At 34.0% G+C, this 25391-nt stretch carries 26 protein-coding genes and 1 pseudogene; 13 read left to right on the forward strand and 14 right to left on the reverse strand.

Translation table 11 applies throughout. The annotated features are described in order from the left end of the window. Positions 1-22: 22 nt before the first annotated feature. Positions 23-841, forward strand: coding sequence for a carboxylating nicotinate-nucleotide diphosphorylase (gene nadC / locus K5782_RS07135; protein WP_297465299.1), 819 nt, complete (start codon positions 23-25; stop codon positions 839-841). Here nadC and K5782_RS07140 read toward each other — a convergent pair whose 3' ends face one another. The 4 genes from K5782_RS07140 to K5782_RS07155 all read right to left on the reverse strand — a co-directional run bounded on the left by K5782_RS07140 (position 842) and on the right by K5782_RS07155 (position 3748). Then, positions 842-1222: a tetratricopeptide repeat protein gene (locus tag K5782_RS07140; protein ID WP_297465301.1), complete on the reverse strand. Its 381-nt coding sequence runs from the start codon at positions 1220-1222 to the stop codon at positions 842-844. A 53-nt stretch (positions 1223-1275) separates the two neighbouring features. Beyond that, positions 1276-2232 (reverse strand): quinolinate synthase NadA, encoded by a 957-nt coding sequence (nadA, locus tag K5782_RS07145; protein WP_297465303.1) that lies wholly within the window; start codon positions 2230-2232, stop codon positions 1276-1278. Positions 2233-2325: 93 nt separating this feature from the next. Next, the gene (locus tag K5782_RS07150; protein WP_297465305.1) at positions 2326-3144 is read right to left on the reverse strand and encodes an aspartate dehydrogenase; all 819 of its coding nucleotides are present in this window, start codon (positions 3142-3144) and stop codon (positions 2326-2328) included. A gap of 19 nt (positions 3145-3163) precedes the next feature. Further along, a complete protein-coding gene (locus K5782_RS07155) occupies positions 3164-3748 on the reverse strand; it encodes a PEFG-CTERM sorting domain-containing protein (RefSeq protein WP_297465307.1) in 585 nt (194 codons plus the stop codon). Positions 3749-3848: 100 nt separating this feature from the next. On the opposite strand from K5782_RS07155, the gene K5782_RS07160 reads away from it, so the two are divergent. The 5 genes from K5782_RS07160 (at position 3849) to K5782_RS07180 (ending at position 10542) form a co-directional block, all read left to right on the forward strand. Next, the gene (locus K5782_RS07160; RefSeq protein ID WP_297465308.1) at positions 3849-4886 is read left to right on the forward strand and encodes a hypothetical protein; all 1038 of its coding nucleotides are present in this window, start codon (positions 3849-3851) and stop codon (positions 4884-4886) included. Positions 4887-5005: 119 nt separating this feature from the next. After that, the gene (locus tag K5782_RS07165; protein ID WP_007551090.1) at positions 5006-5797 is read left to right on the forward strand and encodes a DNA double-strand break repair nuclease NurA; all 792 of its coding nucleotides are present in this window, start codon (positions 5006-5008) and stop codon (positions 5795-5797) included. Continuing rightward, on the forward strand, positions 5794-7326 hold the full coding sequence (locus tag K5782_RS07170) for an ATP-binding protein (protein ID WP_297465311.1): 1533 nt from the start codon (positions 5794-5796) through the stop codon (positions 7324-7326). Before K5782_RS07165 ends, K5782_RS07170 begins: the two co-directional genes overlap by 4 nt. Then, positions 7326-8480: an exonuclease SbcCD subunit D gene (locus K5782_RS07175; protein ID WP_297465312.1), complete on the forward strand. Its 1155-nt coding sequence runs from the start codon at positions 7326-7328 to the stop codon at positions 8478-8480. Before K5782_RS07170 ends, K5782_RS07175 begins: the two co-directional genes overlap by 1 nt. Beyond that, complete coding sequence (locus tag K5782_RS07180; protein ID WP_297465314.1) at positions 8464-10542, forward strand: SMC family ATPase; 2079 nt, start codon at positions 8464-8466, stop codon at positions 10540-10542. Before K5782_RS07175 ends, K5782_RS07180 begins: the two co-directional genes overlap by 17 nt. A 114-nt stretch (positions 10543-10656) precedes the next feature. Here K5782_RS07180 and K5782_RS07185 read toward each other — a convergent pair whose 3' ends face one another. Together K5782_RS07185 and K5782_RS07190 are read right to left on the reverse strand one after the other, a co-directional pair. Further along, positions 10657-12372 carry a plastocyanin/azurin family copper-binding protein gene (locus tag K5782_RS07185; protein ID WP_297465316.1) on the reverse strand — a complete coding sequence of 572 codons (1716 nt, stop codon included), beginning with the start codon at positions 12370-12372 and terminating at the stop codon, positions 10657-10659. 1 nt (position 12373) lies between these two features. Beyond that, positions 12374-12862 (reverse strand): HEAT repeat domain-containing protein, encoded by a 489-nt coding sequence (locus K5782_RS07190; protein WP_297465318.1) that lies wholly within the window; start codon positions 12860-12862, stop codon positions 12374-12376. 104 nt (positions 12863-12966) lie between these two features. Between K5782_RS07190 and K5782_RS07195 the strand changes: the two genes are divergently transcribed. Continuing rightward, positions 12967-13629 carry a redoxin domain-containing protein gene (locus K5782_RS07195; protein WP_297465320.1) on the forward strand — a complete coding sequence of 221 codons (663 nt, stop codon included), beginning with the start codon at positions 12967-12969 and terminating at the stop codon, positions 13627-13629. Between the two features lie 2 nt (positions 13630-13631). Here K5782_RS07195 and K5782_RS07200 read toward each other — a convergent pair whose 3' ends face one another. Continuing rightward, entirely contained in the window at positions 13632-13850 is a 219-nt protein-coding gene (locus tag K5782_RS07200; RefSeq protein WP_297465322.1) for a hypothetical protein, read from the reverse strand. Positions 13851-14080: 230 nt separating this feature from the next. Between K5782_RS07200 and K5782_RS07205 the strand changes: the two genes are divergently transcribed. Then, positions 14081-15001 carry a hypothetical protein gene (locus K5782_RS07205; RefSeq protein ID WP_297465324.1) on the forward strand — a complete coding sequence of 307 codons (921 nt, stop codon included), beginning with the start codon at positions 14081-14083 and terminating at the stop codon, positions 14999-15001. A 182-nt stretch (positions 15002-15183) separates the two neighbouring features. Here K5782_RS07205 and K5782_RS07210 read toward each other — a convergent pair whose 3' ends face one another. From K5782_RS07210 to K5782_RS07220, 3 genes are read right to left on the reverse strand one after another with little or no spacing between them, the layout of a single operon-like run. Continuing rightward, complete coding sequence (locus K5782_RS07210; protein ID WP_297465326.1) at positions 15184-15327, reverse strand: hypothetical protein; 144 nt, start codon at positions 15325-15327, stop codon at positions 15184-15186. Between the two features lie 53 nt (positions 15328-15380). Further along, a complete protein-coding gene (locus K5782_RS07215; RefSeq protein ID WP_297465328.1) occupies positions 15381-16211 on the reverse strand; it encodes a CFI-box-CTERM domain-containing protein in 831 nt (276 codons plus the stop codon). A 1-nt stretch (position 16212) separates the two neighbouring features. Then, positions 16213-16671, reverse strand: a complete 459-nt coding sequence (locus tag K5782_RS07220) for a 50S ribosomal protein L15e (RefSeq protein WP_297465330.1) — start codon at positions 16669-16671, stop codon at positions 16213-16215. Between the two features lie 184 nt (positions 16672-16855). Here K5782_RS07220 and K5782_RS07225 point away from each other — a divergent pair, with 184 nt between their 5' ends. Both K5782_RS07225 and K5782_RS07230 read left to right on the forward strand, forming a co-directional pair. Further along, positions 16856-17509 (forward strand): hypothetical protein, encoded by a 654-nt coding sequence (locus K5782_RS07225; RefSeq protein ID WP_366069520.1) that lies wholly within the window; start codon positions 16856-16858, stop codon positions 17507-17509. 3 nt (positions 17510-17512) lie between these two features. Next, complete coding sequence (locus K5782_RS07230; protein WP_297465332.1) at positions 17513-18022, forward strand: thr operon leader peptide; 510 nt, start codon at positions 17513-17515, stop codon at positions 18020-18022. A gap of 1 nt (position 18023) precedes the next feature. Here K5782_RS07230 and K5782_RS07235 read toward each other — a convergent pair whose 3' ends face one another. The 3 genes from K5782_RS07235 to K5782_RS07245 form a co-directional block, all read right to left on the reverse strand. Continuing rightward, the gene (locus K5782_RS07235) at positions 18024-18872 is read right to left on the reverse strand and encodes a hypothetical protein (RefSeq protein WP_297465334.1); all 849 of its coding nucleotides are present in this window, start codon (positions 18870-18872) and stop codon (positions 18024-18026) included. A gap of 98 nt (positions 18873-18970) precedes the next feature. Further along, positions 18971-19903: a D-2-hydroxyacid dehydrogenase gene (locus tag K5782_RS07240; RefSeq protein WP_297465335.1), complete on the reverse strand. Its 933-nt coding sequence runs from the start codon at positions 19901-19903 to the stop codon at positions 18971-18973. A 74-nt stretch (positions 19904-19977) separates the two neighbouring features. Then, on the reverse strand, positions 19978-21372 hold the full coding sequence (locus K5782_RS07245) for a multicopper oxidase domain-containing protein (RefSeq protein ID WP_179366362.1): 1395 nt from the start codon (positions 21370-21372) through the stop codon (positions 19978-19980). 127 nt (positions 21373-21499) lie between these two features. On the opposite strand from K5782_RS07245, the gene K5782_RS07250 reads away from it, so the two are divergent. The 3 genes from K5782_RS07250 to K5782_RS07260 all read left to right on the forward strand — a co-directional run bounded on the left by K5782_RS07250 (position 21500) and on the right by K5782_RS07260 (position 25157). Further along, entirely contained in the window at positions 21500-22861 is a 1362-nt protein-coding gene (locus K5782_RS07250; RefSeq protein ID WP_297465336.1) for an aspartate ammonia-lyase, read from the forward strand. Between the two features lie 3 nt (positions 22862-22864). Continuing rightward, positions 22865-24133, forward strand: coding sequence for a tRNA (N(6)-L-threonylcarbamoyladenosine(37)-C(2))-methylthiotransferase (locus K5782_RS07255; RefSeq protein ID WP_297465337.1), 1269 nt, complete (start codon positions 22865-22867; stop codon positions 24131-24133). Between the two features lie 73 nt (positions 24134-24206). After that, positions 24207-25157: a cell division protein FtsZ gene (locus tag K5782_RS07260; protein WP_297465339.1), complete on the forward strand. Its 951-nt coding sequence runs from the start codon at positions 24207-24209 to the stop codon at positions 25155-25157. A 34-nt stretch (positions 25158-25191) separates the two neighbouring features. Here K5782_RS07260 and K5782_RS07265 read toward each other — a convergent pair. Beyond that, a pseudogene (locus K5782_RS07265) lies at positions 25192-25391 on the reverse strand (50S ribosomal protein L31); the annotation flags it as partial.

The following is a 25391-nucleotide window of genomic DNA, read 5'->3' on the forward strand; positions in this document are numbered from 1 at the left end:
ATCATAGAATCATCATATCATCATGATTTCATTTAATTCTAAAAAACAGTTAATTGCATTTTTAGCTGAAGATATTGGTAAAGGAGACATCACAAGTGTTCTCTTACCTAGAAAAAAAATTACTGCTAAAATTATCTCAAGGGAAAAAGCTATAGTTGCAGGTGTGAATCATGCAAGAGAGATTTTCAAATTAAAAGGATGTAGAGTAACAATTCTAAAAAAAGATGGCAGTAGAGTAAATCCAAATGATGCAATTTTGAAGATAACTGGGGATGCTGGGAAGATCCTCACATGTGAGCGTACTGCGCTCAATTTACTTACAAGAATGAGCGGGATTGCTACTCAGACTAGTGAATTGGTAAAAAAGATTTCAAATAAAACTAAATTGTATGCCACAAGAAAGACGGCACCAGGTTTGAGATATTTCGATAAAGAGGCAGTAGAGATTGGTGGAGGAGTAAGACATCGATTAAGATTAGATGAGATGGTGATGATAAAAGACAATCACATTGCAGTAAGTGATTCTTTGTTGTCTTTGATTAAAAGTGCAAAGAAAAAACATAAAAAATTTGAAGTTGAAGTTGAAAATACTGCAGATGCAGTATTGGCAGCAAGAGAAGGGGCTACGATAATTATGTTAGATAATTTTTCACCAGAGCAAATTAAAAAAACAATTCAAGTTCTCAAGGAAGAAAAGTTGCGAGACAAAGTACTACTTGAAGCGTCAGGTGGAATTAATGCAAAAAATATTGCAAAGTATGGAAAAACAGGAGTAGATATCATATCTGTTGGAAGTATTACAAATTCCGTCAAGGGAATTGATATGAGTTTAGAAGTGTGATTATTTTATTTTAGATAGTAATTCAGCAACTGCTTTATTTTTTGGATCAATTTCTTTGATTTTTTCACAGCATGCAAGCGCTTTTTTTGGTTCCCCAAGAAAATAATGCGAATTTGCTTTGAGAGTTAAAACTTCAACATCATAAGCGCCAATATCTAAAGCCCTTTCAAAATATGGCATGGCCGTCTGATATTGATTTTTCATGTAATAGATACCACCTACAATAAACAAGACATTTTGTTCATATGGTGCTTTTTGTAGTATTTCCAATCCTAATTTCAAAGCATCATCATGCTGTTTTTTCTTGACTAGTTTTCGCAACTCTTTTCTTTTTTGTAAAAGGTTTTTTTCTTTTGGATTTTTACTAAACAGACCCACCAAATCAAAATTATTTGAAATAGGTCAAATAAGATAGTTGGGAAATTAGGCTCAGATTAGCTAATTGCAAGCATTCGCTCTATTGCGGTTCTTGCCTTGTCTGCAATCTCTTTTGGCACTACAACTTGGTTTCTCTCTTGAACTAGAGCATCATAGACTTTTTCAAGGGTTATCATCTTCATGTATTGGCATTCTGCTTTTTCAGATGCGGGGATGAAATTTTTGTCTGGATTTTGTTGTTTCATTTTGTATAAAATTCCAGTCTCAGTTGCAACAACAAAGTTCTTTGCTTTTGAATTATTTACGTGATTTAGCATTCCTTCTGTAGATAAGATAGATACTTTGTTTCCATCAAAACTTCCAGCTGCTGCATCATACATCATTGGTGTGGTACAACTGCATTCAGGATGAATTACAAATTCAGCGTCTTTGAGTGAATTTAGTTTTTCTGTGATATCTTCGGGTTTGATGCCTGCATGTACATGACACTCTCCTGCCCAGATGAACATGTTTTTCCTACCAGTAACTTTAGCAACATAAGAACCCAGAAACATGTCAGGTAAAAATAAAATCTCGTTATCTTCAGGAATTGCCTTTACTACATTTACAGCATTTGCTGAAGTGCAGCAGTAATCTAATTCAGATTTTATCTCCGCAGTTGTGTTTACATAACCAACTGTGATTGCATTTGGATGTTGTTTCTTCCAGTTTCTTAGTTCATCTATAGTTATAGAATCAGATAGTGAACATCCAGCTTCTAAATCAGGAATCAATACTCTTTTTTCAGGTGAGATGATTGCAGCAGTTTCTGCCATAAAGTGAACACCACAAAAAAGAATTGTTTTTTGAGGAACTTTGGCTGCTTGTCTTGATAGGCCTAACGAGTCACCAGTAAAATCTGCGATATCTTGGACATCTGGAATTTGATAATTATGAGCCAAGATAACAACGTCTTTTTCTTTTTTTAGACGCATGATTTCATCTTTGAGACTCGATGATTGTTGAACTAACATTTACCAAGCTCAGTGCATGATGTAGTCATTTAAAGAATAAGATCAGGTCCGGTTTACTCTAGAAAATAGGCAATTATGGCAATTTTTGCCATATTATGTTCCAATAGATATTCCACTGGAGCAGTATTTTCTTAGAGTTTCAATTGCAGATAAAATTGCAAGTTTGCTAGTCTTTGGGTTTGTCTCATCTGGAATATTTTCAATGTTAAATGACATCTTTCCAAACTTTCCTTGTGCAATAATAGTATGAGTATTTTTGTCAGTGTTTGGATCTGCAACAATTTTTACCATTGTCTTTTCACTTCCCATTCCAACTAGACTAAGTAATGCTGCAACATTGATGTTTGCAGGAAATTGTGATACGGCTTCTTTTGCGGTTCCTTCAAAGATGATTGTCGGTGTTGTGATTTTGTCTAGATTGATATCAGATGTCTCAAAGAATTTTGCACCCTTGAGTGACTTTGGATGTTTGGTGGTAGTTAGAGTAACTGATTCAAGTAAAGTGGAAACTGATTTTATTGCATCAAGACCACCAATTGCACCAGACGGCAAGTAGATTGTTTTATGAAAATGCTCACATGCTTCAGATAAAATATCATAAATTGATTCATCAAGTAATGCGCCAACACTCATTATCATCAAATCTCGTTTATTTTGCAAGACACTGTGAGCTACATTTCTAACTGCTTCTTGTGATGCTGCTTCGACTATAATGTCAACTGGATGAGAAGATAGTAGGTGGGGATTTTCAACAATGGTTGGTTTGTTTTGTAGTTTTTTTACCAGAGTTTCAGATGCTTCTTTAGAATAATCATACACGTGTGTCAGTGTACCTGGAATTTTACCTGAATCAATTGCTAATGCAATTTGAGTCCCAATTGCACCACACCCCAAGAGCCCAATTCTTTTCAAGTTATTTTACTTGGAATTATCACTTAATTAATTCTAGTCTTGAGCCAAAAGAAGATTTTCTAGCAATGTAAACTGTACCAACAAGAATAATTCCTAAAATCATAATTGGCAACATACCAAATTCAGGAACAACATATGTTCCAGTAATTTCAACATTTTTTGCATCCTTTGGGAGCATCATTCCCAATGCATAGTTGTCAGGATATTTGATTAGGTCGTATTGTGTATCTACACCATCAATTGTTAGCTTGTATTGTGCACCTTCAGCAGATATCACATTGAGTGGTAGTCGTAGCCAAAAAATACTAGTTGAAGGGACACTCTCCATAGTAATTTGAATTGACTTTCTTTCAGGAACTATTTCCATAGAAGATAGTTTTGGATATTCTTGTGTTTTTTCTAGATTGACTTCAAAACTGCCATGATACCCATAATGAATATCATATGTCTTATCATCAATGGTTAGGACATATTTTTCAGAGGAAATTTGAGTAATATCCAGGTACTGTGCAAATGCATCCATATCATCAATGATATGACTACCAAAAGCAAAACTTGTTGGAATCAACATCAAAAGAACAACAAAGGCAAAAACAAATTTCACAATGAAAAATTAATTTTATTAAATATAATTAATTGTCAGATTATCATAATCGATAATTTGGAACAAGTATGATTTATCATCAATCTATTTATGGTAAAAAATGAATAATAAAATTATGAGTTTTGGTACAAAGGCATCATTTGGAATTGCCTTATTTTTGATATTATCTATTGGAATTGTAGGGAATCTTACTAGTGCAGATGCAGAATCACCAAGAAAGCAGATGAAGAGAGGTGTTTCTGTAGAGGATATTTCTTGCAAAGATGGTCTTTCCTTAGTGATTAGAAATAATGGGTCCCCAGCATGTGTCAGTGTGGAAACTGCAGATAGAATGGAAAAGCGAGGATTGGGGGAAATTGAAGTTAGAGCAGCTCAAGTCACTACAAATTCAGATGTTTCCATTAAAGATCTAGAAAAAACTACGACTCCAATAAAAAAACAGGAAAGTGTCAAAGTTGTTCCAGCATCAACTGGTAGTGTGATTAATTTTTACATCCAAGATGATGACTTGAATGTGGCCCATAATGGAGTAGAGACTGTATCAACTGCAGGATTGTTTGAGTTTACAATTAATGGAATTTCAATTGATGGTCCTCCAACTATGATTGAGACAGGGCCTAATACCGGAGAATTTTATGTAAAGTTACAATTGCCTGATACCATCAATGGAAGGCCTTTGAGTCAAAATGATGTTGTTTTGATAAAATATTTGGATGCATCAGATTATTCAGGAGATAAACAAACCATAACACAGTCAGTTTCATTATCAAAATCATATGCAAATGTTGAAGCAGTTGGTGGCGGTTCTAGGATAGGTCATGAATTTACATTAAGGATTTACGAGCCAGATGCAAATAGAGATTCCAAAAATGAAGACAAGATATCTTTGAGTCAATTTGAGTTCAGAGGAGAAGGAGGAATTAGAACTAGTTTGTCAAATTCTGATTTTGATGCAAATTCAAACTATTTGATAGAGACTGGAAAAAATACAAACATCTTTGAGGTAAAAATAAAAATTCCACGAACCATAAATGGAAAGACAATTCACATCGGTGACGAGTATGAAATTAGATACATCGATAGTTCGACTCCATCAGGCTCTAGTGAAAAGATAGTTCTGAAAGGCAGAATTGGTTAAGTTTAACTTAAGTGTCACATAGGTGAAGAGTCAGTATAACCTAAAGATTTTATTCGAACCTGCAAAGTATTGTTGTGCTAAATACTGTATACAAAGATGCCATAATCAATAGAGAAAAAATGCTGTCCATTCTAAAAGGGCCCAAATTTGAACAGATTTTACAGAAAGCAAAGCAGAATTGGGTAGAATTTACGCCTACAAAACAAGACGTTAGTACTGCTGGAATAGACAGTAGCTTTAACAATACAAGATTTCAAGGAATTGAACTCTGGGCAACAACTGCAGTATCAATTAAATCAAATGGAGAAGTATTGATAGATTTACATGATTCCGGATTAGGTTCGGATATAGATCTATCAAAAATTGCAAGTAAAATGGAAATTGAGGCATGTGAAAAAACTGTGGATTCAGTAGATTTGGTATTAATGGATGGATCACTTCATTCACAATTTATGACAAGACAATCATCATTAGATGCAATGGTTGTAAAAACAATAAAAAAAAGAGACAATGTAATTTTTATTGCAAAGACGTCAAATACAAAAAAACAATTTGAGAATCTAGGTTCGTTAGCAGGAGATATTTTTTATTATAATCACATAACAAAAGGTGCAGGATTTAGTAAGATATTTGTTGAAAAGAAATATGGAGCAGATAAAGTAATTTCTTCGACATTTGTGAGATTAAGTGATTCAACACCAATCATAAAGCTAGAATTTTTAGGTGGAAATAGAGATAATGATGAAATAAAATCAATAATGAATAAACTATACAAAAGTAGTGTTGGAGGATACCCATATGCATTGAAGCTTGCACATAACAACTGTAAAATATCTGACAAAGAACTTGCAAAAATGGTTAGCTTGTTAGGATTGAGTAACGAAATTGGTTCACGCGAGGTTTTAAGTTGAACACCGGTTTTGTAATAGGAGAATCAAAGCCCACATTTGTAACGGCTATTACATCAAGACCACTTTCGGTTGGAGAATATATTAAAATTGATTCAGATGAAGGAGAGATTCTAGGATTAGTTGAAAAATCATCTGTATCAAGTGCTGCATTTGCAGATGTTAAAAATTTTGATGAAGCATTTGAAAGCACAGAAATTGCAGAGATAAACAAGAGAGATAAAACATACACTGCACATATAGGAATTTTAGGATTTTTAGAAAATTTACGAAAGGGACAATCAATTATACCAGCAGTTCCACCGATTCCAGGAACACCAATATCACAGCCAACAAAAGAGGATTTGGAGACTATTTTCAGCCCACAAAAAGAGGGTTGGGTCAAAATTGGGAATTTATTAAGAGAAAAATCAATTGAAGCTAAAATCAATCTCGATAAAATTGTTGCAAGACATTTAGGAATTTTAGCGATGACCGGAATGGGAAAAAGCAATCTTGTTTCATTAATTACAAAACAGATTGGTAAACTAAAAGGGACAGTGATAATTTTTGATTATCATAATGACTATACAACATTAAACATTCCACGCATAAATGTAATTGATGCAAAAATTAATCCTAGATTATTGGATGCAGATCAATTATCAGAAGTTTTAGAAATTAGAGACGGTGCAAATGTGCAACAAAGAGTATTAAGAATGGCATTTACAAAACAAGTAAAAGAATCAAAAGAATTTTGGAAGAAATTAGAAACAGAAGTAGAATTCATTGTAAATTCAGAAGATAAAAAAATCAAAGAGATCAGAACATCAGCGTATAGAGTTCAAGACATTATAGAGGAAGCTCAAAGAAGATTTGAAGACATATTGGATCCAGATATGGGAGACCCAATTAGTTTTATCAAAGAGGGACGGACAAATATTTTAAATATTTCAGAATTATCTGAAAAGCAAGCAAACGTTGCACTGGCATTCTATTTACAACAACTACTCAAAGACAGAAAAGATGCCAGTATTGTAAAACATGGAAGATCAAAAAGAGAGAGAAATTACAAGTTTGATTCACCTATTTTTGTAATAATAGAAGAAGCACATGTGTTTATTCCAAAAGATCATGATACAAGTGCAAAATATTGGGCAGCCAAAATTGCCAGAGAAGGAAGAAAGTTTGGATTGGGTTTAGGAATAGTGTCACAGAGACCAAGAAGTGTAGATCTGAACGTTCTCAGTCAACTAGGATCTTTTGCCATAATGAAAATAATACAAGAAGATGATCAGCGTCAAATAGCAGCTGCTACAGAATCTACTAGTCGTGAATTAATTGCTCAATTGACTTCTTTGAATGTAGGAGATGCAGTATTGGTAGGACAATGGACCAATTTACCCTCGCTAGTACACGTTGAAGAAGTAAAGGAAAAGATCATGGGAGCAGATCAAAGTGCGGTTAATGCATGGGCAAATGCAGAAAAGATGAATGAGATTGCTGTAGAATCAACTCAAGGACTTGTCAAGAAAGATTTATTGTTAGACTAATGCTGTTTTCACATATTTCAGATACTCATCTAGGACTAGTACAGTATGGTTCAGAGGAAAGAGAACATGATGTATATCATGTTTTTAATCAAGCCATAGATATTTCAATTAAAGATCATGTAGATTTTGTAATATTTGCAGGAGATATTTTTCACATACCAAATCCAAATGGTACTGCAATTATTCAAATGGCAAATGCGTTAAAGAGATTAAAAAATAACAGCATTGATTCATTTTTTATTTTAGGAGAGCATGACATAAGTAGAATTCGTGCAACTCCAATCCCATATGTGTATCACAACTTAGAGTTTTCAAGATACATTGGGCAGGGAAATCCAATTAATCATAAAGGTGTGTTAATAGCTGGATTTGATAAAATAAGGAAAACAGAAATTCCACAATTTGAAGAAAAATTTAGAGCAGTGGATGAAATTGCAAGCAAACATACAGGACATAAAATTCTAGTATTACATCAAGGAATTACAGAGTTTAACAAGTTTGCAGGAGAATTACAGTCAACAGATTTACCAAAAAATTTTACATATTATGCAATGGGTCATTTGCATGATCATGATATCAAACAATTTAGTCATCTAAACGGACCAGTGGCTTATCCAGGATCAATAGAATTAACAACAAGTGAAGGAATCAAGGAGACGAAGAAGGGATTCTTTGAAGTAGATATTTCTGAAAAAGAAGTAAAAAACAATTGGATTGAGTTAGATACGAGACAGCAATTTTCATTTAAAACAAACTATGATGAATTAACAAAAGTAGTAGATGAAATCTCTTCAAAAATAAGCAACATAGAGCAAAAACCAATAGTAGAAATAAAAATTCAAGGTGAAAACATAGAAACTGACCAAATACAGGCACAAATTTCAAGGTTATATCAACAAACATTGAGATGTTTTTGGCGAATTACATCAAAAGAGATATCAGAGTCGTCAATATTCCTAGAAAGACCAAATACAATTGACTATGAAATGCTCAGATTAGCAGTTGATGCAAGTGGTTCAGAACAAATTGCAAACTTCGCTATAAAGGAATTACTTCCATTATTGTCATCTACTCAGATTAAAGAAGCTACTCAGATCATTATTGAAAACTTTGAAAAATACAAAAAGGAGAAAGTAAATGATAACGGCAATTGAATTAGGAGATTTTTTATCACATTCTCAAACAAGATTAGAATTTGGAAATGGAGTAACGGTATTTGTAGGACAAAACGGAGCAGGAAAATCAAGCATCATAGACGCAATTACGTTTGCATTGTTTGGACAACATACTAGAAAATCAAACAAGGGATTGATAAAAAGAGGGTCTAATCAGGGATTTGCTAAAGTAGAATTTAACATCAATGGCAAACAATACCAAGCAGTAAGAAAAATAGATAACAAAGGTGGACTTGCTGCAAAATTCAGTGAAAATGCTAATGATAAATTTTTAGAAATTGCAGCTGGTGAAAGAAAGCAATTTGGTGAATCGATGACACACGAAGTTGAAAAAACAATAGGATTAGGGTTTGAGAAGTTAAAGATTGCATCAATAGTACAACAAGGAGAATTAAATGCAATAATCAAAGCAAAACCAAAAGAGTTCAAAGAACTACTAAATGCAATAATTGGAATCGATAAACTGGATGTAGCATCAGAAGCAATGAAAACAATTACAAAAAATTTCCGAGAAAAGATAAGAGATGAGAAAGGATATGATGATACACATATTGGTATTTTATTACGAGAATTACAAAAAATCATGGTAGAACTAGAAGAATCTAAACCACAAAAAGAACAACTTGTTTTAAAACAAATTGAATTACAAAAAGAAGTATCATCACTTAGAGCAAAACTAGAGATAGAATCCCCAAAAATAGATAAGAGGAATCAACTAGAATTAAGGAAGAAAGAACTGCAATCATATGCAAAAGAGGCAATTCAAGCAATTCAGCGAGAAATTGCCGAAAAAGAGCACAAAATACGTGATTGCGAGGGATGTTTTGAGCATATTAGTCTGAAAAATGATTTAGAATCAAAAATGGAAAGAATAGAATTAGCAGTAGAAGAAAACCAGAAAAAAATGCAGGAATTAACAGGCAAAGTTGCATCACTTAAGGAAAAACAAGCATTAGCTGAAAAAATCCAATTAAAGGACAACAAATGTCCAGTATGTGACTCTAAAGTTGAAAAACTAAATCCATTATTTCAAGAAGAGCATCTAAAACAAGAGATCATATCTATTAAAGAACAAATTATTTCAGCAGAAAAAGAACGTCTATCATATAATCAAAAAAGGGCAGAGTTTTCTAAAAGACTTCAAGACGTAAGAAATGCCGAAGCAACATTAAGAGCACATGCCATTAAAGATCAAGAAGATATAAGAAAAATTCAAGGAGAAATAAAATTAAAAAAAGAAAACGTACAAAAAATTCCATTATCTATTAACGGTAATTTATTAGAAATATCTCAGATAGACTCTAATGCAAAAAGAATTTTTGATATCATTACAAAATTAGAGCAAGAGACTAAAGGATTTAATGAAGATGAATTTTTAAATCTAAAAAAATCAATTAATGAAAAACAGACTGTTCTTTCACAAACAGATCAACACCTAGGTGCAATAATAGAAAAAATATCAAAGTATGAAGAGCAAATAAAAACAATGCAAAAAATAATATCAGATCTTAAAGTTGTTAAGAAGTATATTGAAAAATTAGATATCATTCAAATGAATATTTTTAGCAGAGATGGTCCTGTTGCAATGAGTTTAAGATCATGGGCACTAAATACAATCTCGGCAAAATCTTCAGAGTATCTCACACTACTTAATACAAAAATTCAAAGAATTGCGCTATCAGAAAAAACAAGAGACATATCAATTACATGTTATTCCAAAAGTGAAATGTTAGATTTGGAATCCCTAAGCGGTGGAGAACAAGTCAGCGTTGCACTTGCTCTCAGGTTAGGCATGGCGAGTTTGCTTGGAGCATCTAATATCAATTTAATGATATTAGATGAGCCTACAACTCACCTTGATGCAGAACATAAAAGAGCACTTGTTGGAGTATTGTCTCAATTATCAGATATCGCAAACATTGGAAAACCAATGCAATTTATCATAATTACGCATGATTCAGAGATATTTGAGGATTCAAATGTGGAAAAAATATACAAATTTGAATCCACAGAACATGGAAGTAATGTAATTGCACTATAAGATGATTTTACAGTATAGATTAGTAAATGATGGATAGTCTAAAGATTGAATGAAACAAAACATATGATTATAGAGCATCAAACTGAATGGTCAATACCGTAATTGGGTTTTAGTCTACTGAACAATAACTTTGCCTGTCATCCAAGGATGTAACATGCAGTAATAATCATACTCACCAGAATCAGTAAATACATAATCCCATGTTTCTTTTGGTATTATCATTCCTGAATCAAATAATCCATCATGTACTGCATTTACTCCACTAGTTACTGTATGAGCTGCAGAGTCAGCATTAACCCAAACTACTGGCTCTCCAGAGTAAATTTCAACTATATAAGGAAGATAGCATTCGTTTGTAGTTTCACATCCAGGTGCACTAGACCCCAATGCCATTGTAACTTCAACAGGTTCTGAACGTTTCTCTGTTGGTTCAGGAGTTGGTTCTGCAATTGGTTCTTCAACAGGTTCTTCAACTGGTTCTGGAACTGGTTCTACAACTGGCTCTTCAACTGGTTCTTCAACTGGTGTGGGTTCTTCAACTGGATTTACATACACCTCTTCAAATTCATTTACACCAATTTGTCCAATCATCCAAGGATGAACCAAACAAAAGTAAGGATATGTTCCTGCTTTATCAAAAGTAAATGGAAAAGTAGTTCCAGACATAAACAATCCAGAATCAAATAGACCATCCATTCCATCTGGAGTTCCCGAAGTCACAGTATGTGCTGCAGTATCATCATTACTCCATGAAACAGTATCACCAACATTAATCTCTAAAGAATATGGCAGATAGCAAGAGTTAGTAGTCTCACATCCAGGAGACGACACATCTTGCGGAATTGAAACTGTATGAGTTGTTGGAAGAGCAGGCATTGTCATAACAGGAGATACCATTCCAGGTGATTTCGTAGCACTGACAGAGTAACTTACTGTAAACTGAGTAGTGTTTTTAGTGTGAACTGCAAGTGCATTTCCTGAAAACTCCCAAGAGCCCATTGCATTTTGAGGATCAACAAATGTCATCTCAAAAATAGTCGTACCATCCACAGTCCAAATTTTTTCTGGATTTTCATCAGGACCAATTGGACCTCTTAATGTAATTAGTTGAATTGGCTCAGATGCAGAGTATGATAAAATTCCAGAATAAACATCACTTGATGGAGCAATAATCATTGCAATTTGATGTGACTCATGTCCCATTCCAGGGTCTTGTACTGAATCCATAGTTCCAGACATTACAGTATCAGACATCAAACTATCAACCTTGTAATCAACAGTAAAGGGTGTTGTATTTTTTGTGTGAATTGCAACTGCATTACCTGCAAACTTCCATTCTCCAATAGAACTATCCGGAGTTACAAATGTAAGTGCATACTTTGTCGTACCATCCAGAGTCCAGGTTGGTTGCCCTTTAGCTTCGCCATCTTTTAGCGGACCATGTAATGCAATTAGTTGAATTGGTTCAGATGCATCATAGTGTAATGTACCAGAGTAAATTTTATCAGATAACGGAATAACAGATACTGATTGATGTGCTTCGTGTCCAATACCTGGATGTTGTGTGGATGTCATTCTAGTAAATCCATCTTGTAATGGTTTTTCAACTGCGCATTCACCAGGATACGCAAGTTGTACATTTGCTGCACCTAACATACATAAATTACCATAAGTTACACCGTCAACACCGCAAACTGGATCATACTGCATAGTACATGCAACAGGTTTTGCCTCAGGTTCTACAATATATCCAGGATCCATTGAAATGAAAACCAAACTGATTGCTACTAAAACGCCAACTGCTGCAATTATTCCAACTGTAAAATTCATCTTATCCACCTGTTAGTTTTGCAAACTTTTCATTCTTACTTAACTTTTCCATAAATTCAATATTAGATAATGCGACCACGGCAGACTCTACTACCGGAGTCTCTGGATCATTTAATGCTTTTTCTAAAATTGCTTTTGCATCTTTTGAGCCAATCACACCAAGTGCTATTGCAGCTTCGTGTCTTACAAACAAACTAGGGTCATTAAGTGTGGCATCAGCCAAAGGAGGAATGCAACTAGATAGACACATCTGCCCAAGTGAAAATGCTGCTTCATGTCGTACTAGTTCGTTAGTATCATTTTTCAAGACTTTGGCAACGTGTGGAACTTTATCTTCGCCACCAAAATCAACTAGAATGCAAGTAGCCCTAGTTCTTATTACAAAATCTGGATGAGACAAAAGATTCACAAAGTAGGCAGTATCTTTTTTTTCATATTTTGCCTCCATCTCAGCAAATAGATCCAATCTGTTTTGAGTTACTGCCTGCATTTTGCTTTCAGGTTTTTTATATCCTATATTAGGTTACCCGAAATATCTGCATCATTATACAATATGCGTTATCTTTTTAAAAGAAAAAAAATCAACGTCGAACAATGAGTGTCGTAATAGGACAAAAAGCGCCAAATTTTGCAGTCTCTGATTGGGTTCAAGGAGCTCCGACAAACTTTGATCAGGAAAAAGATCACATCGTACTAGTCGAGGTATTTCAGGTAAATTGTCCTGGCTGCTTTATGCATGCATTGCCTGAGGCAATTAACATCTACAACAAATACAAAGATGATGGGGTACGAGTAATAGGAATCGCTACTGCCTTTGAAGATTATGATAAAAATACTCTAGATAATTTAAAAAAATTAGTTGAGACAGGCGAAGTAATTGGAGAGACAAAAGATGCACTGTCAATGTACGGTCAACTACAAGCAGGTAACAAACTGCCATACAAGATTCCATTTCCATTAGCAATGGACAAACTAACCAAGATAGATGGCAAAGTAAGTGATGATAAAGTAATGCAGTTTATCTACGGACAAATTCCAGAATTTGATTCACAACCAGAAGAATACAGAAAACAGATAATCCAAAGAGTCAAAGACTACATGAAATCAAAAGAGTATTCAGCAGAAACTTTTGAGAAATTTTCCTTACAAGGAACACCTTCAATGATCATAGTGGATAGAAAAGGAATCTTAAGAGATGTCTCCTTTGGACAATCAGGAAATGTAGATGCAGTTATTCGAAAATTGTTAAGCGAATAAAATCATTTAGATTTTTTATCTTTTTTCTTTGATTTGTTTTTATTTTCCAAAAGGTCTATTGCTCGTTGATTCGATAAAGTCCAGGCTTTGAACATCTGTCTAAAAACTTCATTTAGTTGCTTATTTTCTGTAGTTCCTATCTGTATCTTGTAAGACTCCCATGCAGCAATAATTGATTGATTGCTTTTTTTTAAAAATGCTAGCGCTTCTTTTTCTCCCAATAATGAAGAGGTAAAATCACCGCTATTTTAGCCAATATCTAAAGTATAACAAGCAACACAGATAGTATCACAACAATACAAAATCCGCCAATTAGTGCAACCTTTCCATTATCCACAAATATTCACCATACAGATAAAATAAATATGAATTTCATTTGCAAATGTCAAATATTCACCGTAGAAAAGTGGCAGGGTTTGTTTTTATACAAGGAAAACAGGATTGTCTGACAATGAAAATCACTTATTATGTTTTGGCATCATTGATTATTTTATCATGCACACTGGTTATTCCCAATATAGTTGCACAACAAAGTCAATCAGATAAAAAAACATACACCATAGGAACATATCTCCTAAATATTGGAAAAATTGATCTTCAAAATGGAGCTTATGATCTTGACTTTTACATTTGGATAAAATCTGATGATGCTAATTTTATTGAAACAAAACCAAAAATTGAATTTATGAATGGAAAAGCCACTATAGAACCAATCACAATTGAAAAAAATTACTATGAGGTAAGAGTGAAAGGAATATTTCAAAAAAATATGGATTTTAGAAATTACCCCTTTGAAAAGATCTTTCTAACAGTAGAGATAGAAGGTCTTGAAGACATGAAATCTTTAGAATTTGTTCCAGACTTGGAAGAAAGTGGTGTGGATGATCTAGTAAACATTCCAGGATGGAATCTAAAATCTACAAACTCGGATGTTTCTATTCACAAATATTCAGATGGTTCAGAATTTTCCAGATATGTGTATTCACTTGAGATTGAAAGATTTCACTTGTCTTCATTTTTGAAGACTATGCTACCAGTAATTATAATCACAACTATTGCAATGCTTGCATTTTGGATGAGCCCAACAAACTTTACTGCAAGAATAGGTCTAGGGGCATCTACATTACTTGCAGCAGTTGCAGCCCACCTTAATGCTGCAAATCAATTACCCCCGATTGGATATCTGACACTGTTTGACAAGATAATGATTATAGCTTATGCTCTATTTCTCAACAATCTTCTTTCAATGGTTATTCAAATGAGATTAATCGATCACAAACGTGAAGAAGATGCAATCAAGATTAATGCAAAGATGCGAAAATCAATGCCTATAATTTGTGTTTTAATTTTCTTGGCATTACTAGTAGTATAATTTTTAGAAATTAAAATCAATACCCCCAAAACGGAGTGCTAAGTAGCATCATCATTATTCCATAAAATGCAGCAACACTGATTGCAACAGCAATAGCTCCTTTAGTAGTTTTTTTCATACGATGATACAAATTAATTCAGACTTAAGAATTTTTAAAAATCCTTTTCAAATTTGTAACCAAATTAAGATAAAGCTTGTTTCAGAGTATCATTGATTACTTTGGAATAGCTGCAAGAGGAGGTTGTTTTCTGCATAATTTTTACTTGTTTAGCACGAAGTTTCTTGTCAACATCATCATCAATCATAACTGTGATTCTTTTTACCAATGATTAATTTATGAATTAGCATATTTAAGAGAAGAAGAGATTTCTCACTAGTGCTAATTATGACAATCTTTATTGATGAGCTTAGAATTTAATTTCACAATTACTACTGTAGGTGCTACAAAATACATTCCAATGTTTAACAATATCACAGAAAGTCCCAATCCAACCACCGTAATTTCAGAATCATCAGATAAAGACAATATAGATAGAGATGAGATCATCGGAGTAATTGTAATCTTTACTAGTTCTTTGAAAATGGGATTTTCGCGCTCGTAATCAGCAATTACAGGACTAAATGAATAATACACATCATTAAAGGAATTCATAAATAATTTTCCCGACTCTGTTTTGAGTAATTTATTATCTCTAATTTCACGTAGTTGTTGTATTTGCGGAGCTAGTTCACTACCATATGCTGCAGTTGCAATAAGACAACCACCACCATTATCAATTTCTTCAGATGTTTCATCAATTGTAGTCTGATTTAGCCCACGAAGATAATCAGTGCCTATAATCTCAATTTTACTATCACCAGAACCTGTAAAATTTAATGTAATAAATGAAATTTGATCATTGATCTTTACATTCGGATGATATTCCTCACCATTTATGTAAAAAGTAAAATTTCCACTCAAAAGAGTTTGTGGAATGTACACCTCACCTAAATTATTTTCAAGACCACTAGTGATGTATAGAGTAAGACGTTTTTGATCATCATCAAATTCATAATTTGAAATATCAAAGTTTGAAACCGTTTGAACTTCAAAAGAATGTCCGCCAGTTTTAACTTCCAATCTGTTTACCAAACCAGTCCTATCAGATAGTTGAGCAAATGCAGGTGTAATTACTAGTAGTAAAAGTAAAACGAATAAGATTGATTTCAATTTATGCGATGATTTGAGGAATTCTTTGTCGTAGTTCTTTGTCTTGTGCAATTCTTGGATGCATTGGATCTGCCAAGATAACTTCAAACCAGTAATGCATACCATCTTTGTAAACAAAGTATGAACCTAAAAGTTTCATGTTTGGATATCTTTCAAGTACTCTTCGTACTGCAACTGTCTTCATGTCATCATCTGCTTTGATTCTAGTAACACCAAGATGTTTTGGTCTTCTTCCGGCAACTGGTCTTTGTTTTCGCATACCACCAGTACCGACTCTCATTCTAACAACAACAATACCTTGTTTTGCTTTGTAACCTAATCTACGGGCTCTTTGCAAACGACTTGGTCTATCTATGCGAGTAATGGCACTATCTTTACGCCATTCTACTACTCTATCTCTAATTTCAGGAGTATTATCCTTCCATAGTTTGATCCAAGTCTTGTCTTGTATACTAGGCATATCGATTTTAGTAAAATCACCCTTTAATAACTTAAATCGTCTAGCATCCGCTAAGATATCAAAAATGCTCCTTGAGTGGGTATTTCAACCGCACCCAAAGAGTTTGCATCCGCAGAAAACTCGATAATTCAAGTCACCATATTTTCATTAAAAAGGATTTCTGAGCATAGATTTGAGATTTTTATTGAGTAATCATAAAGAAAAGCAGATGAAGACAACACATTGGATACTCATCATGGTATTGGTGGCCGTTGGCACTTTACCAAGCGTTTACGCCATGCCCTCTGTTGAAATTATAATGGAAAAGACCACTTACAATTATTGTGAAAAATTATTCTACACCATCAAAGTCTCTGAAATTACAGGAGACCCTGCAATATTACACATTACTGACCAAGCAGGAAAAACAAGTAGTGCAATTCCAATTCCAATATCTAATTTAGAAACTCCAATTCCATCGGTTATGCCATTTGAGGCAGAAATTTTTCCACCAGGAAAATATATTTTAGATGTTGAATATTCTGGTGGAGAAGATACCACATCATTTGATTTGTTGGATTCAGAAAATGTGTGCATATCAACTGTAATGAAACAGTTTGCATTTAGTTGGCTTAACAACCAAATATCAGATGGATTTTTCATAGATGCAATAAACAAATTTGTAGATAAAAAAGTAATCAATATTCCAGATAACATAAGTGAAAAGAATCTCCAAGACATACACATACCAATTTGGGTAAAAAATGTAGTTGCATGGTGGCTTGAAGAGAAAATTTCAGATGGCGAAGCAGCAAAAGCAATCCAATATTTGATTAACAAAGAAATTATAGTAATTTAAAAAATGAATAGATACTCAAAGATAACACTAGTGGCAATAATTGTCATAATAATCCCATTTGCATATTCAATATTGAATATCTTTGCAGCAGACCAGTTACAATTCAAATGGAGTGAAGGCAAGTTTAGTTTTTTTGAATTATCAAATGGTGGAGATGTGGAATTTTGCAATACGATGCCATATTGGTCGAGTTTTCAAAAATTTGAAATAATTACTTTTTATGATATGAAACAAAACGGAGTATTTACGGTATATCCACTGACAATAAATCCAGCATCGACTGCTGTTCAAAAAGGAGTATTTACCTCTGAAGAATTTACTGCAGCCCAATATTTGTTTATGAACTTAGATTTTGAATTTGATGGAGGAGATATCAGAATAGACCCAAACAAGTTGTATGTAATGGTAAACATCAGTACTCCAATTATCGGAATAATCCCATATACTACCACTTTACAATATTCAGGATTTGAATTTAGTAATTTAATGAATAATGAAAAATTAAGTTGCTAGATTATTTACTACTCTTACTTGCTTTTGACATTATAGCCAAAACAAGTCCAACAATACCTGCGATGATAAATCCTGCAACAACTCCAATGACTAGTTGTTTTCCTAATCCTTGAGGTACAGCTTCAGATTCTGTAACTGGTTCTGCTACACATTCGCCATCTTCAAGTATAGTTCCAGGTCCACATCTTTCATCTAAAATACAAACGCCATCTTTGAGAATTGTTCCAGGTCCACATTCTGTCTTTGGTTTCTCATCAACTGGTTTCTCAATAGGTGTAGGAATTGTTACTTCCTCTTCTTCAGGTTGAATAACTTCTTCCTCTTCTACTGGCGTAGTTACTTCCTCTTCAGGTTGAGTAACTTCTTCCTCTTCTACTGGCATATCTTCAGATGAACCAAATTGAGAACCAATAATTTCAATCTCTTCAGTTCCAAAAGGCAAGGAAATGCTTAGAGTTCTACTTTGATCACTAGTATTAGTTTCAGAATATTCTGGCTCATCACCATCAACTAGAATGATAAAATCATCATCTTCACCTTGATAAACAGAATCAAAAAAGTTTCTATCCAGTGTAATTTCCAAAGTTCCTGGAGAACCAGTTACATCCACTTCAATAATCAAAGAAATAAAATCAGCATCAGCAGTAATCGAAGAAACAGTTACTCCAGTGCCAGTATAATCAACATCATAAGAGACTCCATTCACGTTAACAGTAGAAGTCTCCGCATAAACAAAAGCTGAAGAAACAATCGCAATTAAAATTAATCCAATTGAGATTTTTGCAAGTGAACCCAAACTTGGCATTCTTCCTAGTCGGTCAGATTGTGCATCCATACCTTGACTTCGCATAAGGAATTTCTACAAAATCCGTCTTAAAAAGAATGGGGCGATATTTAATCACGTATCAGTCAAGCTTTTTTGGGTTATTCTTCTAGTTTACGCAGAAATCAGATTACGCCACGCAGAATCTGAATAATTTTCTCCCCAATTATGTTGGCTGCCAAAGATTGAGCCTCCTTTGTCTGAGCCCCAATGTGAGGAGTTAAAATGACATTATCCAATTCAGCTAATTTGTTTCCTATTGCAGGCTCTTTCTCAAAGACATCTAAAGCAGCACCGCCCAAATTACCATTTTTTATTGCTTCATACAAAGCATCTTCATCAACTACTCCACCTCTTGAAGTATTGATAATTTTTGCAGTCTTTTTCATGGTAGCCATTTTTTGAGCATTAATCAAATGATAGGTAGAGTCTAACAAAGGCACATGTATGGAGATATAATCAGAACTTTGTAATAATGTATCCAAATCAGCTTTCATCAATCCAACTTCTTTTGCAAACTCTTCATCAATTGGAACTACATCATAACCAATAATATTCATATTTAGTCCTCTTGCAAGTCGTCCTAATCTTTTTCCAATGTTTCCTAATCCAATAATTCCAAGGTATTTACCTCTAAGCTCTGTTCCTTTTAATTCACTTTTCAACCACTGACCATTTCTAATTGCTCTATCACCTCTTGCTGTTTGTCTAGATAAAGTCAGCATAAATCCCAAAACTAATTCAGCAACAGCATTCATTGCACCTTCTGCAGCATTAATTACTCGAATGTTTTTTTCTTTAGCTGCCACTTGATCAACGTTATCTAATCCAACTCCAACTCGTGCAATGATTTTACATTTATCAGCTTTCTCAATCATCTCTCGTGTGATAGTAGTTCGACTTCGAACAATCACAATATTGAAAGTAGAAATTTTTTCTTTAATTTGTTCAGGAGTAATTTTTGGCTCATAGGAAACTTTCAATCCATTATCCTGTAATATTTTATTCAAAACTGGATCTACTTCATCACAAATTAAAACAGAATCATCAAATCCCATGTAATTAAGAAAAAAACTACAGAATATAACTCATTAAGAATAGAAAAATAGAAAAAGTTGAGTTTAGTACCTATCTAAGGTACTGGTGGTAATGTTGGTATTACTTCCCATAAAGGAATCATACCTGCATCTTTCATTTCAGAAGCTACTTCATCAGTGTATAGACCATGAATGTTTACTGCTGGATGTGCAATACTGTTCATTCCCATTGGAGGGACAGCATCACTTGGGTTACCCAATGCGTAAGCATATGATGGAACTGGTGCTGGAATTACTCCTGCATCAACCAATCTTGGATTCAATCCAAATGGATCACCTGCTACAAATACCGTAGCTGCGCCAGTGTAAATTGCGGCATAGTCGTGATTAACTGCTGCATATGCACCTGGTTCGTCAAATACCAAATCAACAATCATTCCTTGTGAGCCACCGAGTAACCATGTTTCAGTTGCTGCGGATTGTACTCTGTTACCTTGTGTAACTCTATCCAAGATTTCACCAACAATGTGGAAAAATACTGGTTCGTTACCTTGGTTTTCGACAAAGAGTCTTACATGCTGATCATTTTCAACAAATAAGAGTTGTGATTGGTACTGCTTGTGTTCAAGTCCATTCCATGGTTGTGCAACAAAGATGTTCTTGTTTGCATCACCTTTTACAAGGATGTTATGTAACATGTTTGGTACATAACCAAATTGCATTCCGTTTACAACTGTTGCAGTGTTTTGATGTCCGAACATTTTTCCGGCATCATAATTACCTTCAGGTGTAAGGTACAATTGGTTGTATTGGAGTGTGAACTCTAATGCATCTGCATCGTAGAACTGTCTGTCTAATGTTACTTTGCCATTACTAACTGCGGTTTTCTCGACCATTAATTTGTTGTAACCATCAATTGGGTCAACAATTGTTAGTCCGTACATGCCGGAAAGAACATGTTGATCCATTCCAATGAGTTTTACACCAGAACAATGGTATTTGAAAACACCAGCTGCTTCTGCAATGTAGCAGTATTGACTTGTTTCACCCGGATTAACGGATTCAAAGTTTCCTGCAGACATTTGTGACGCATGCATATCGTTACCGTGTCCAGTAACTTCACCTGCTGGGATTGTAAGTGTCATTTTTACGACATCACCTTGAGTAACTCTTAGTGTTGGTCCTGGGACTTGTCCACTAAAGGTCATTGCATTGAATGTCTTTCCTCCCATGATTGGAAGGGTAACACTTTCACCAGTCAAGTTAAACTCTACGACTTTTCGTCCAGAGTCTGCTAATGCGCCACAATCAGTTTCTGCGAATGCCTCTGGCATTACAAGCTGTAAACCGCCCATTTGGTGGATTTGTTCAATTACATCGGCGTTCATTTTTGAAACGTCAAGTGATTGTCCACTAATTTGGGTTTGTGTGTATGTGCTTCCGAATAAGGTTGCTCCCATTACAGCGACTGCTGCAATAGTAAAGAGCATACTGATACGCTTATTCATTATGCAACGTGTTCATGTTTCATATATAATAATTCCCATTTTACTACCTAAAAATAAAAAAAAATCACTAGAAAAAGAATGAATAATGGTAAAATAAAGAAAAATCAATATGAAATTTAGATTAGATGAAGATTCACTAGGCAAAGTCAAAATCCCATCAGACGCATACTATGGGGCATTTACAGGAAGAGCAGTCAAACAATATCACGTAACAGGAAACAAAGCACATCCAAATTTAATAAAATCATTTGTCATGATAAAAAGATCTGCAGCAATTGCAAACATGAAGACAAAAGCAATTGATGCAAAACGTGGAAATGCAATAGTTTCTGCATGTGATAAAATATTGGCTGGAAAATTCACAGACCAATTTGTAATTGATATGATCAATTCAGGTGCTGGAACAGCTTTCAACATGAATTCAAATGAAGTAATTGCAAATGTTGCCTTAGAAATACTACACAAAAAGAAAGGTCAGTATCAACACTTACATCCAAATGATCATGTAAACATGTCACAGTCAAGTAATGATACTTATCCAACTGCAATGCATGTTGCAATTCTAATTAATCTAAAAGATACAATTCCAGCAATTGACATACTAATAAAATCATTAACAAAAAAAGCAAAAGAATTTTCATCATTTAAAAAAATTGGAAGAACACATTTGATGGATGCATTACCAGTAACACTTGGAAGTGAATTCACAGCTTATGCCACATCTATTACTAAAGCACGAAATGTAATTGTTTCATCTCAAAAAGAATTACAAAACATAGCACTAGGAGGAACTGCAGTCGGTACTGGAGCCAATACTCCAAAAGGGTATAGAAAAATTGCAATAGCAGAACTTGCAAAGATTTCAAAATTATCTCTAGTTCCAGAAAAAGATATGCAGTTTGGATTGCAAAGTAAATTTGCAGTAGCAAACCTTTCAGGGGCATTACGTAACTTAGCACTTGAAATTGGCAAACTTGCAAATGACATCAGATTAATGGCTTCAGGTCCAGTTGCAGGTCTTTCAGAATTAGGAATTCCTGCAGTACATGCAGGTTCTTCCATCATGCCAGGCAAAGTAAACCCATCACTAGCAGAATGCATGAACATGATTTGTTTTAACATAATTGGAAATGATACAGCCGTGTCATATGCAGCACAAAGTGGACAGTTTGAACTAAACGTAATGATGCCAGGTATGCTAAAGTGCATGCTTGAATCTACAGACATGTTGAAAAATTTCTTGCCAATATTTTCTGCAAATCTAATTGATGGATTATCTGCAAACAAAGAAAAACTTCAAAGTAATATAGAAAACAGTCCAGTGATCGTAACACTTCTCACACCAAAGATTGGTTATCTAAAATCTGCAGAACTGTTCAAAGAATCCCTAAAAACTGGAAAATCAATTAGAGAATTAGTTACATCAAAGAAACTGATGGACAATAAAGAAATTGATGCATTGTTTAGATAAATCATGGCAAAGATTTTCGTAGAAGCATACGGATGTTCTGCTAGTTTTGCAGACTCGGAAATGATTTCAGGATTAATTGTAAACGGAGGTCATACACTAGTCAAAGATTCTTCAGAATCAGATTTGAACATAGTAGTAACATGTTCGGTAAAAGATTCAACTGCAAATAAAATGATGCATCGAATTAATTCTCTGAAATCAAAACCGTTAGTTGTAGCAGGTTGTCTTCCAAAAGCTGAACAAAACACAGTAGAAAAGATCACTCAAAAAGCAAGCTTGCTAGGACCAAACTCATTAGGAAAGACATTACAAGTTATAGATTCGACATTAAGAGGAACAAAACAGGTAGCACTAGAAGATTCTGATTTATCAAAAGTAGGATTACCAAAAGTAAGATTGAATCCAGTAATTGGGATTATTGAAATTGCAAGTGGTTGTATGAGTGAATGTACTTTTTGTCAGACCAAATTATCTAAAGGCGATCTCAAAAGTTACAGATTAGGAGATATCGTCAGACAGGTTGAAACTGAAATAAGTGAAGGATGTAAAGAAATTTGGTTAACTTCTACAGATAATGGATGTTATGGTTTGGATATCAATACCGATTTGCCTACTTTGATAAATGCTGTAACAGAGATTCCAGAGGATTTTATGATAAGAGTAGGTATGATGAACCCAATGTACATGCCAAGAATAAAGAATGAATTGATAAAGTCATTTGATAGTGATAAAGTTTACAAATTTCTACATATCCCTGTACAGAGCGGCAGTAACAAAGTCCTAAACGATATGAAACGAGGCCATACTGTAAACACAGTCAAAGAAGTAGTAAAAAAAGCCAGAAAGCGATTTGAAAACTTTACAATTTCAACTGACATCATAGTAGGATTTCCATCAGAAACAAATGAAGATTTTGAGAAAACATTCGAACTAATTAATGAAATACGCCCAGACATCGTGAATCTTTCAAAGTATAGTGCAAGGCCAGGTACAGAAGCTGCAGAATGGGATCAGATAGAAGTATCAGAAATAAAAAGAAGAAGCAAAATCATCTTCAATCAAATAAATAAAATTTCATTAGAGAATAACCAAAAATGGATCGGTTGGAGAGGCAAAGTTTTGTTTGATGAAGAGACTAGCGAGGGCATTAAAGGAAGAAACGAGGCATACAAATCAGTATTTGTCAAAGATAAAATCAAGATCGGCCAAACTCATACAGTCGAAATAATAGATGCAACTACGCATAGTATTCTTGGAAAGATCGTAAGCTAATTTTTTTAGATTGAAGATTTGATTAAAATAACGTAAGAAGGTTTTTTATCCAAATCAGTGAATAACACTTGAAATGACTTTTCAAGTAAAAGAACCGATCTTAATTATTGGTTTAGGTGGCGCAGGCTCAAAATTAGCAATACAAGCCAAAGATACTCTAATTTCAGATTGTCTAATTATCAGCAATGATCAAAAAGACCTACAATCAGGAAATGATTCAATCAAGGTTTCGACTGATTCAGTCATCAATCCATCTGTTCAGTTAATCAGAGGCTCAACATACAAAGTGGCAGACCAGATAAAGTCCAAAATTTCAAACTATTCTACAATTATACTAATGACTAATTTAGCAGGAAAAACGGGGTCTGCAATATCCCCTGTAGTCTCAGAAATTTGTAAAGAATCAGACAAAGGACTAATTTCATTTGCAATAATGCCATTCAAATACGAAAAAGATAGAATTTTCAATTCAGGCATTTCATTAAAAAGAGTGAAAGCAAATTCACAGTGTACCGTTGTTCTAGATAACGATTCATTATTAGAGAGTAATCCAGATTTAAGCCCAAAGACATGTTACAAAATTGCAAATGATGCAATAATGCATGTAGTTAGTTCATTGAGTTCCTCAGAAATTCCAAATGAAACAAACATACTAACAACTAGCAAAGATGGTCAAAAAATCGAAGAATCTTTAAGAGATTCACTCAAAATGTTATATGAAAATGCACCACCACACTCTGTAAAGCATTCAATGCTCTATGTGGTAGGCGGGAACAATATTCCAGCAGGAGTATTAAATTCAATTTCAAATCTAACCAATGGAATACTTGGTGAATCTAGCTCACATATTGATATGTCATCATCTTCAAGTGAATCAAAAGTAGTAATGTTATCTTCCATTCAAGGAATGACAAAATTTGAAAAATATGATCCACTAGGAATGATTCCTCAAGAAGATACACTTGATTGGACACATCCTGACTGCAGTATTGATTATAAATTAGATTTATACCAATTAGAATAAAATTATCTTGTAGTAATTTTTAGAGACTAAATTTTTAGTTAGATTTTTTAGATGTTTTTTTAGCTGGAGTTTCTTTCTTTACTTCTTTAGCTGGAGTTTCTTTTGGTGTTTCTTTCTTTACTTCTTTAGCTGGAGTTTCTTTTGGTGTTTCTTTCTTTACTTCTTTAGCTGGAGTTTCTTTTGGTGTTTCTTTCTTTACTTCTTTAGCTGGAGTTTCTTTTGGTGTTTCTTTCT

This window comes from Nitrosarchaeum sp., from assembly GCF_025699065.1.
GTDB lineage: Archaea > Thermoproteota > Nitrososphaeria > Nitrososphaerales > Nitrosopumilaceae > Nitrosarchaeum.

What these genes read in the sequence shown, in the direction of transcription:
- K5782_RS07205 (WP_297465324.1), top strand. Translation starts at nt 14,081, where the DNA reads ATGAAAATCACTTATTATGTTTTGGCATCATTGATTATTTTATCATGC.
- K5782_RS07190 (WP_297465318.1), bottom strand. Translation starts at nt 12,862, where the DNA reads ATGCAGGCAGTAACTCAAAACAGATTGGATCTATTTGCTGAGATGGAG.
- K5782_RS07245 (WP_179366362.1), bottom strand. Translation starts at nt 21,372, where the DNA reads ATGCTCTTTACTATTGCAGCAGTCGCTGTAATGGGAGCAACCTTATTC.
- K5782_RS07260 (WP_297465339.1), top strand. Translation starts at nt 24,207, where the DNA reads ATGACTTTTCAAGTAAAAGAACCGATCTTAATTATTGGTTTAGGTGGC.
- K5782_RS07230 (WP_297465332.1), top strand. Translation starts at nt 17,513, where the DNA reads ATGAATAGATACTCAAAGATAACACTAGTGGCAATAATTGTCATAATA.
- K5782_RS07255 (WP_297465337.1), top strand. Translation starts at nt 22,865, where the DNA reads ATGGCAAAGATTTTCGTAGAAGCATACGGATGTTCTGCTAGTTTTGCA.
- K5782_RS07250 (WP_297465336.1), top strand. Translation starts at nt 21,500, where the DNA reads ATGAAATTTAGATTAGATGAAGATTCACTAGGCAAAGTCAAAATCCCA.
- K5782_RS07165 (WP_007551090.1), top strand. Translation starts at nt 5,006, where the DNA reads ATGCTGTCCATTCTAAAAGGGCCCAAATTTGAACAGATTTTACAGAAA.
- K5782_RS07185 (WP_297465316.1), bottom strand. Translation starts at nt 12,372, where the DNA reads ATGAATTTTACAGTTGGAATAATTGCAGCAGTTGGCGTTTTAGTAGCA.
- K5782_RS07175 (WP_297465312.1), top strand. Translation starts at nt 7,326, where the DNA reads ATGCTGTTTTCACATATTTCAGATACTCATCTAGGACTAGTACAGTAT.
- nadA (WP_297465303.1), bottom strand. Translation starts at nt 2,232, where the DNA reads ATGTTAGTTCAACAATCATCGAGTCTCAAAGATGAAATCATGCGTCTA.
- K5782_RS07195 (WP_297465320.1), top strand. Translation starts at nt 12,967, where the DNA reads ATGAGTGTCGTAATAGGACAAAAAGCGCCAAATTTTGCAGTCTCTGAT.
- K5782_RS07220 (WP_297465330.1), bottom strand. Translation starts at nt 16,671, where the DNA reads ATGCCTAGTATACAAGACAAGACTTGGATCAAACTATGGAAGGATAAT.
- K5782_RS07240 (WP_297465335.1), bottom strand. Translation starts at nt 19,903, where the DNA reads ATGGGATTTGATGATTCTGTTTTAATTTGTGATGAAGTAGATCCAGTT.
- nadC (WP_297465299.1), top strand. Translation starts at nt 23, where the DNA reads ATGATTTCATTTAATTCTAAAAAACAGTTAATTGCATTTTTAGCTGAA.
- K5782_RS07180 (WP_297465314.1), top strand. Translation starts at nt 8,464, where the DNA reads ATGATAACGGCAATTGAATTAGGAGATTTTTTATCACATTCTCAAACA.
- K5782_RS07160 (WP_297465308.1), top strand. Translation starts at nt 3,849, where the DNA reads ATGAATAATAAAATTATGAGTTTTGGTACAAAGGCATCATTTGGAATT.
- K5782_RS07235 (WP_297465334.1), bottom strand. Translation starts at nt 18,872, where the DNA reads ATGCGAAGTCAAGGTATGGATGCACAATCTGACCGACTAGGAAGAATG.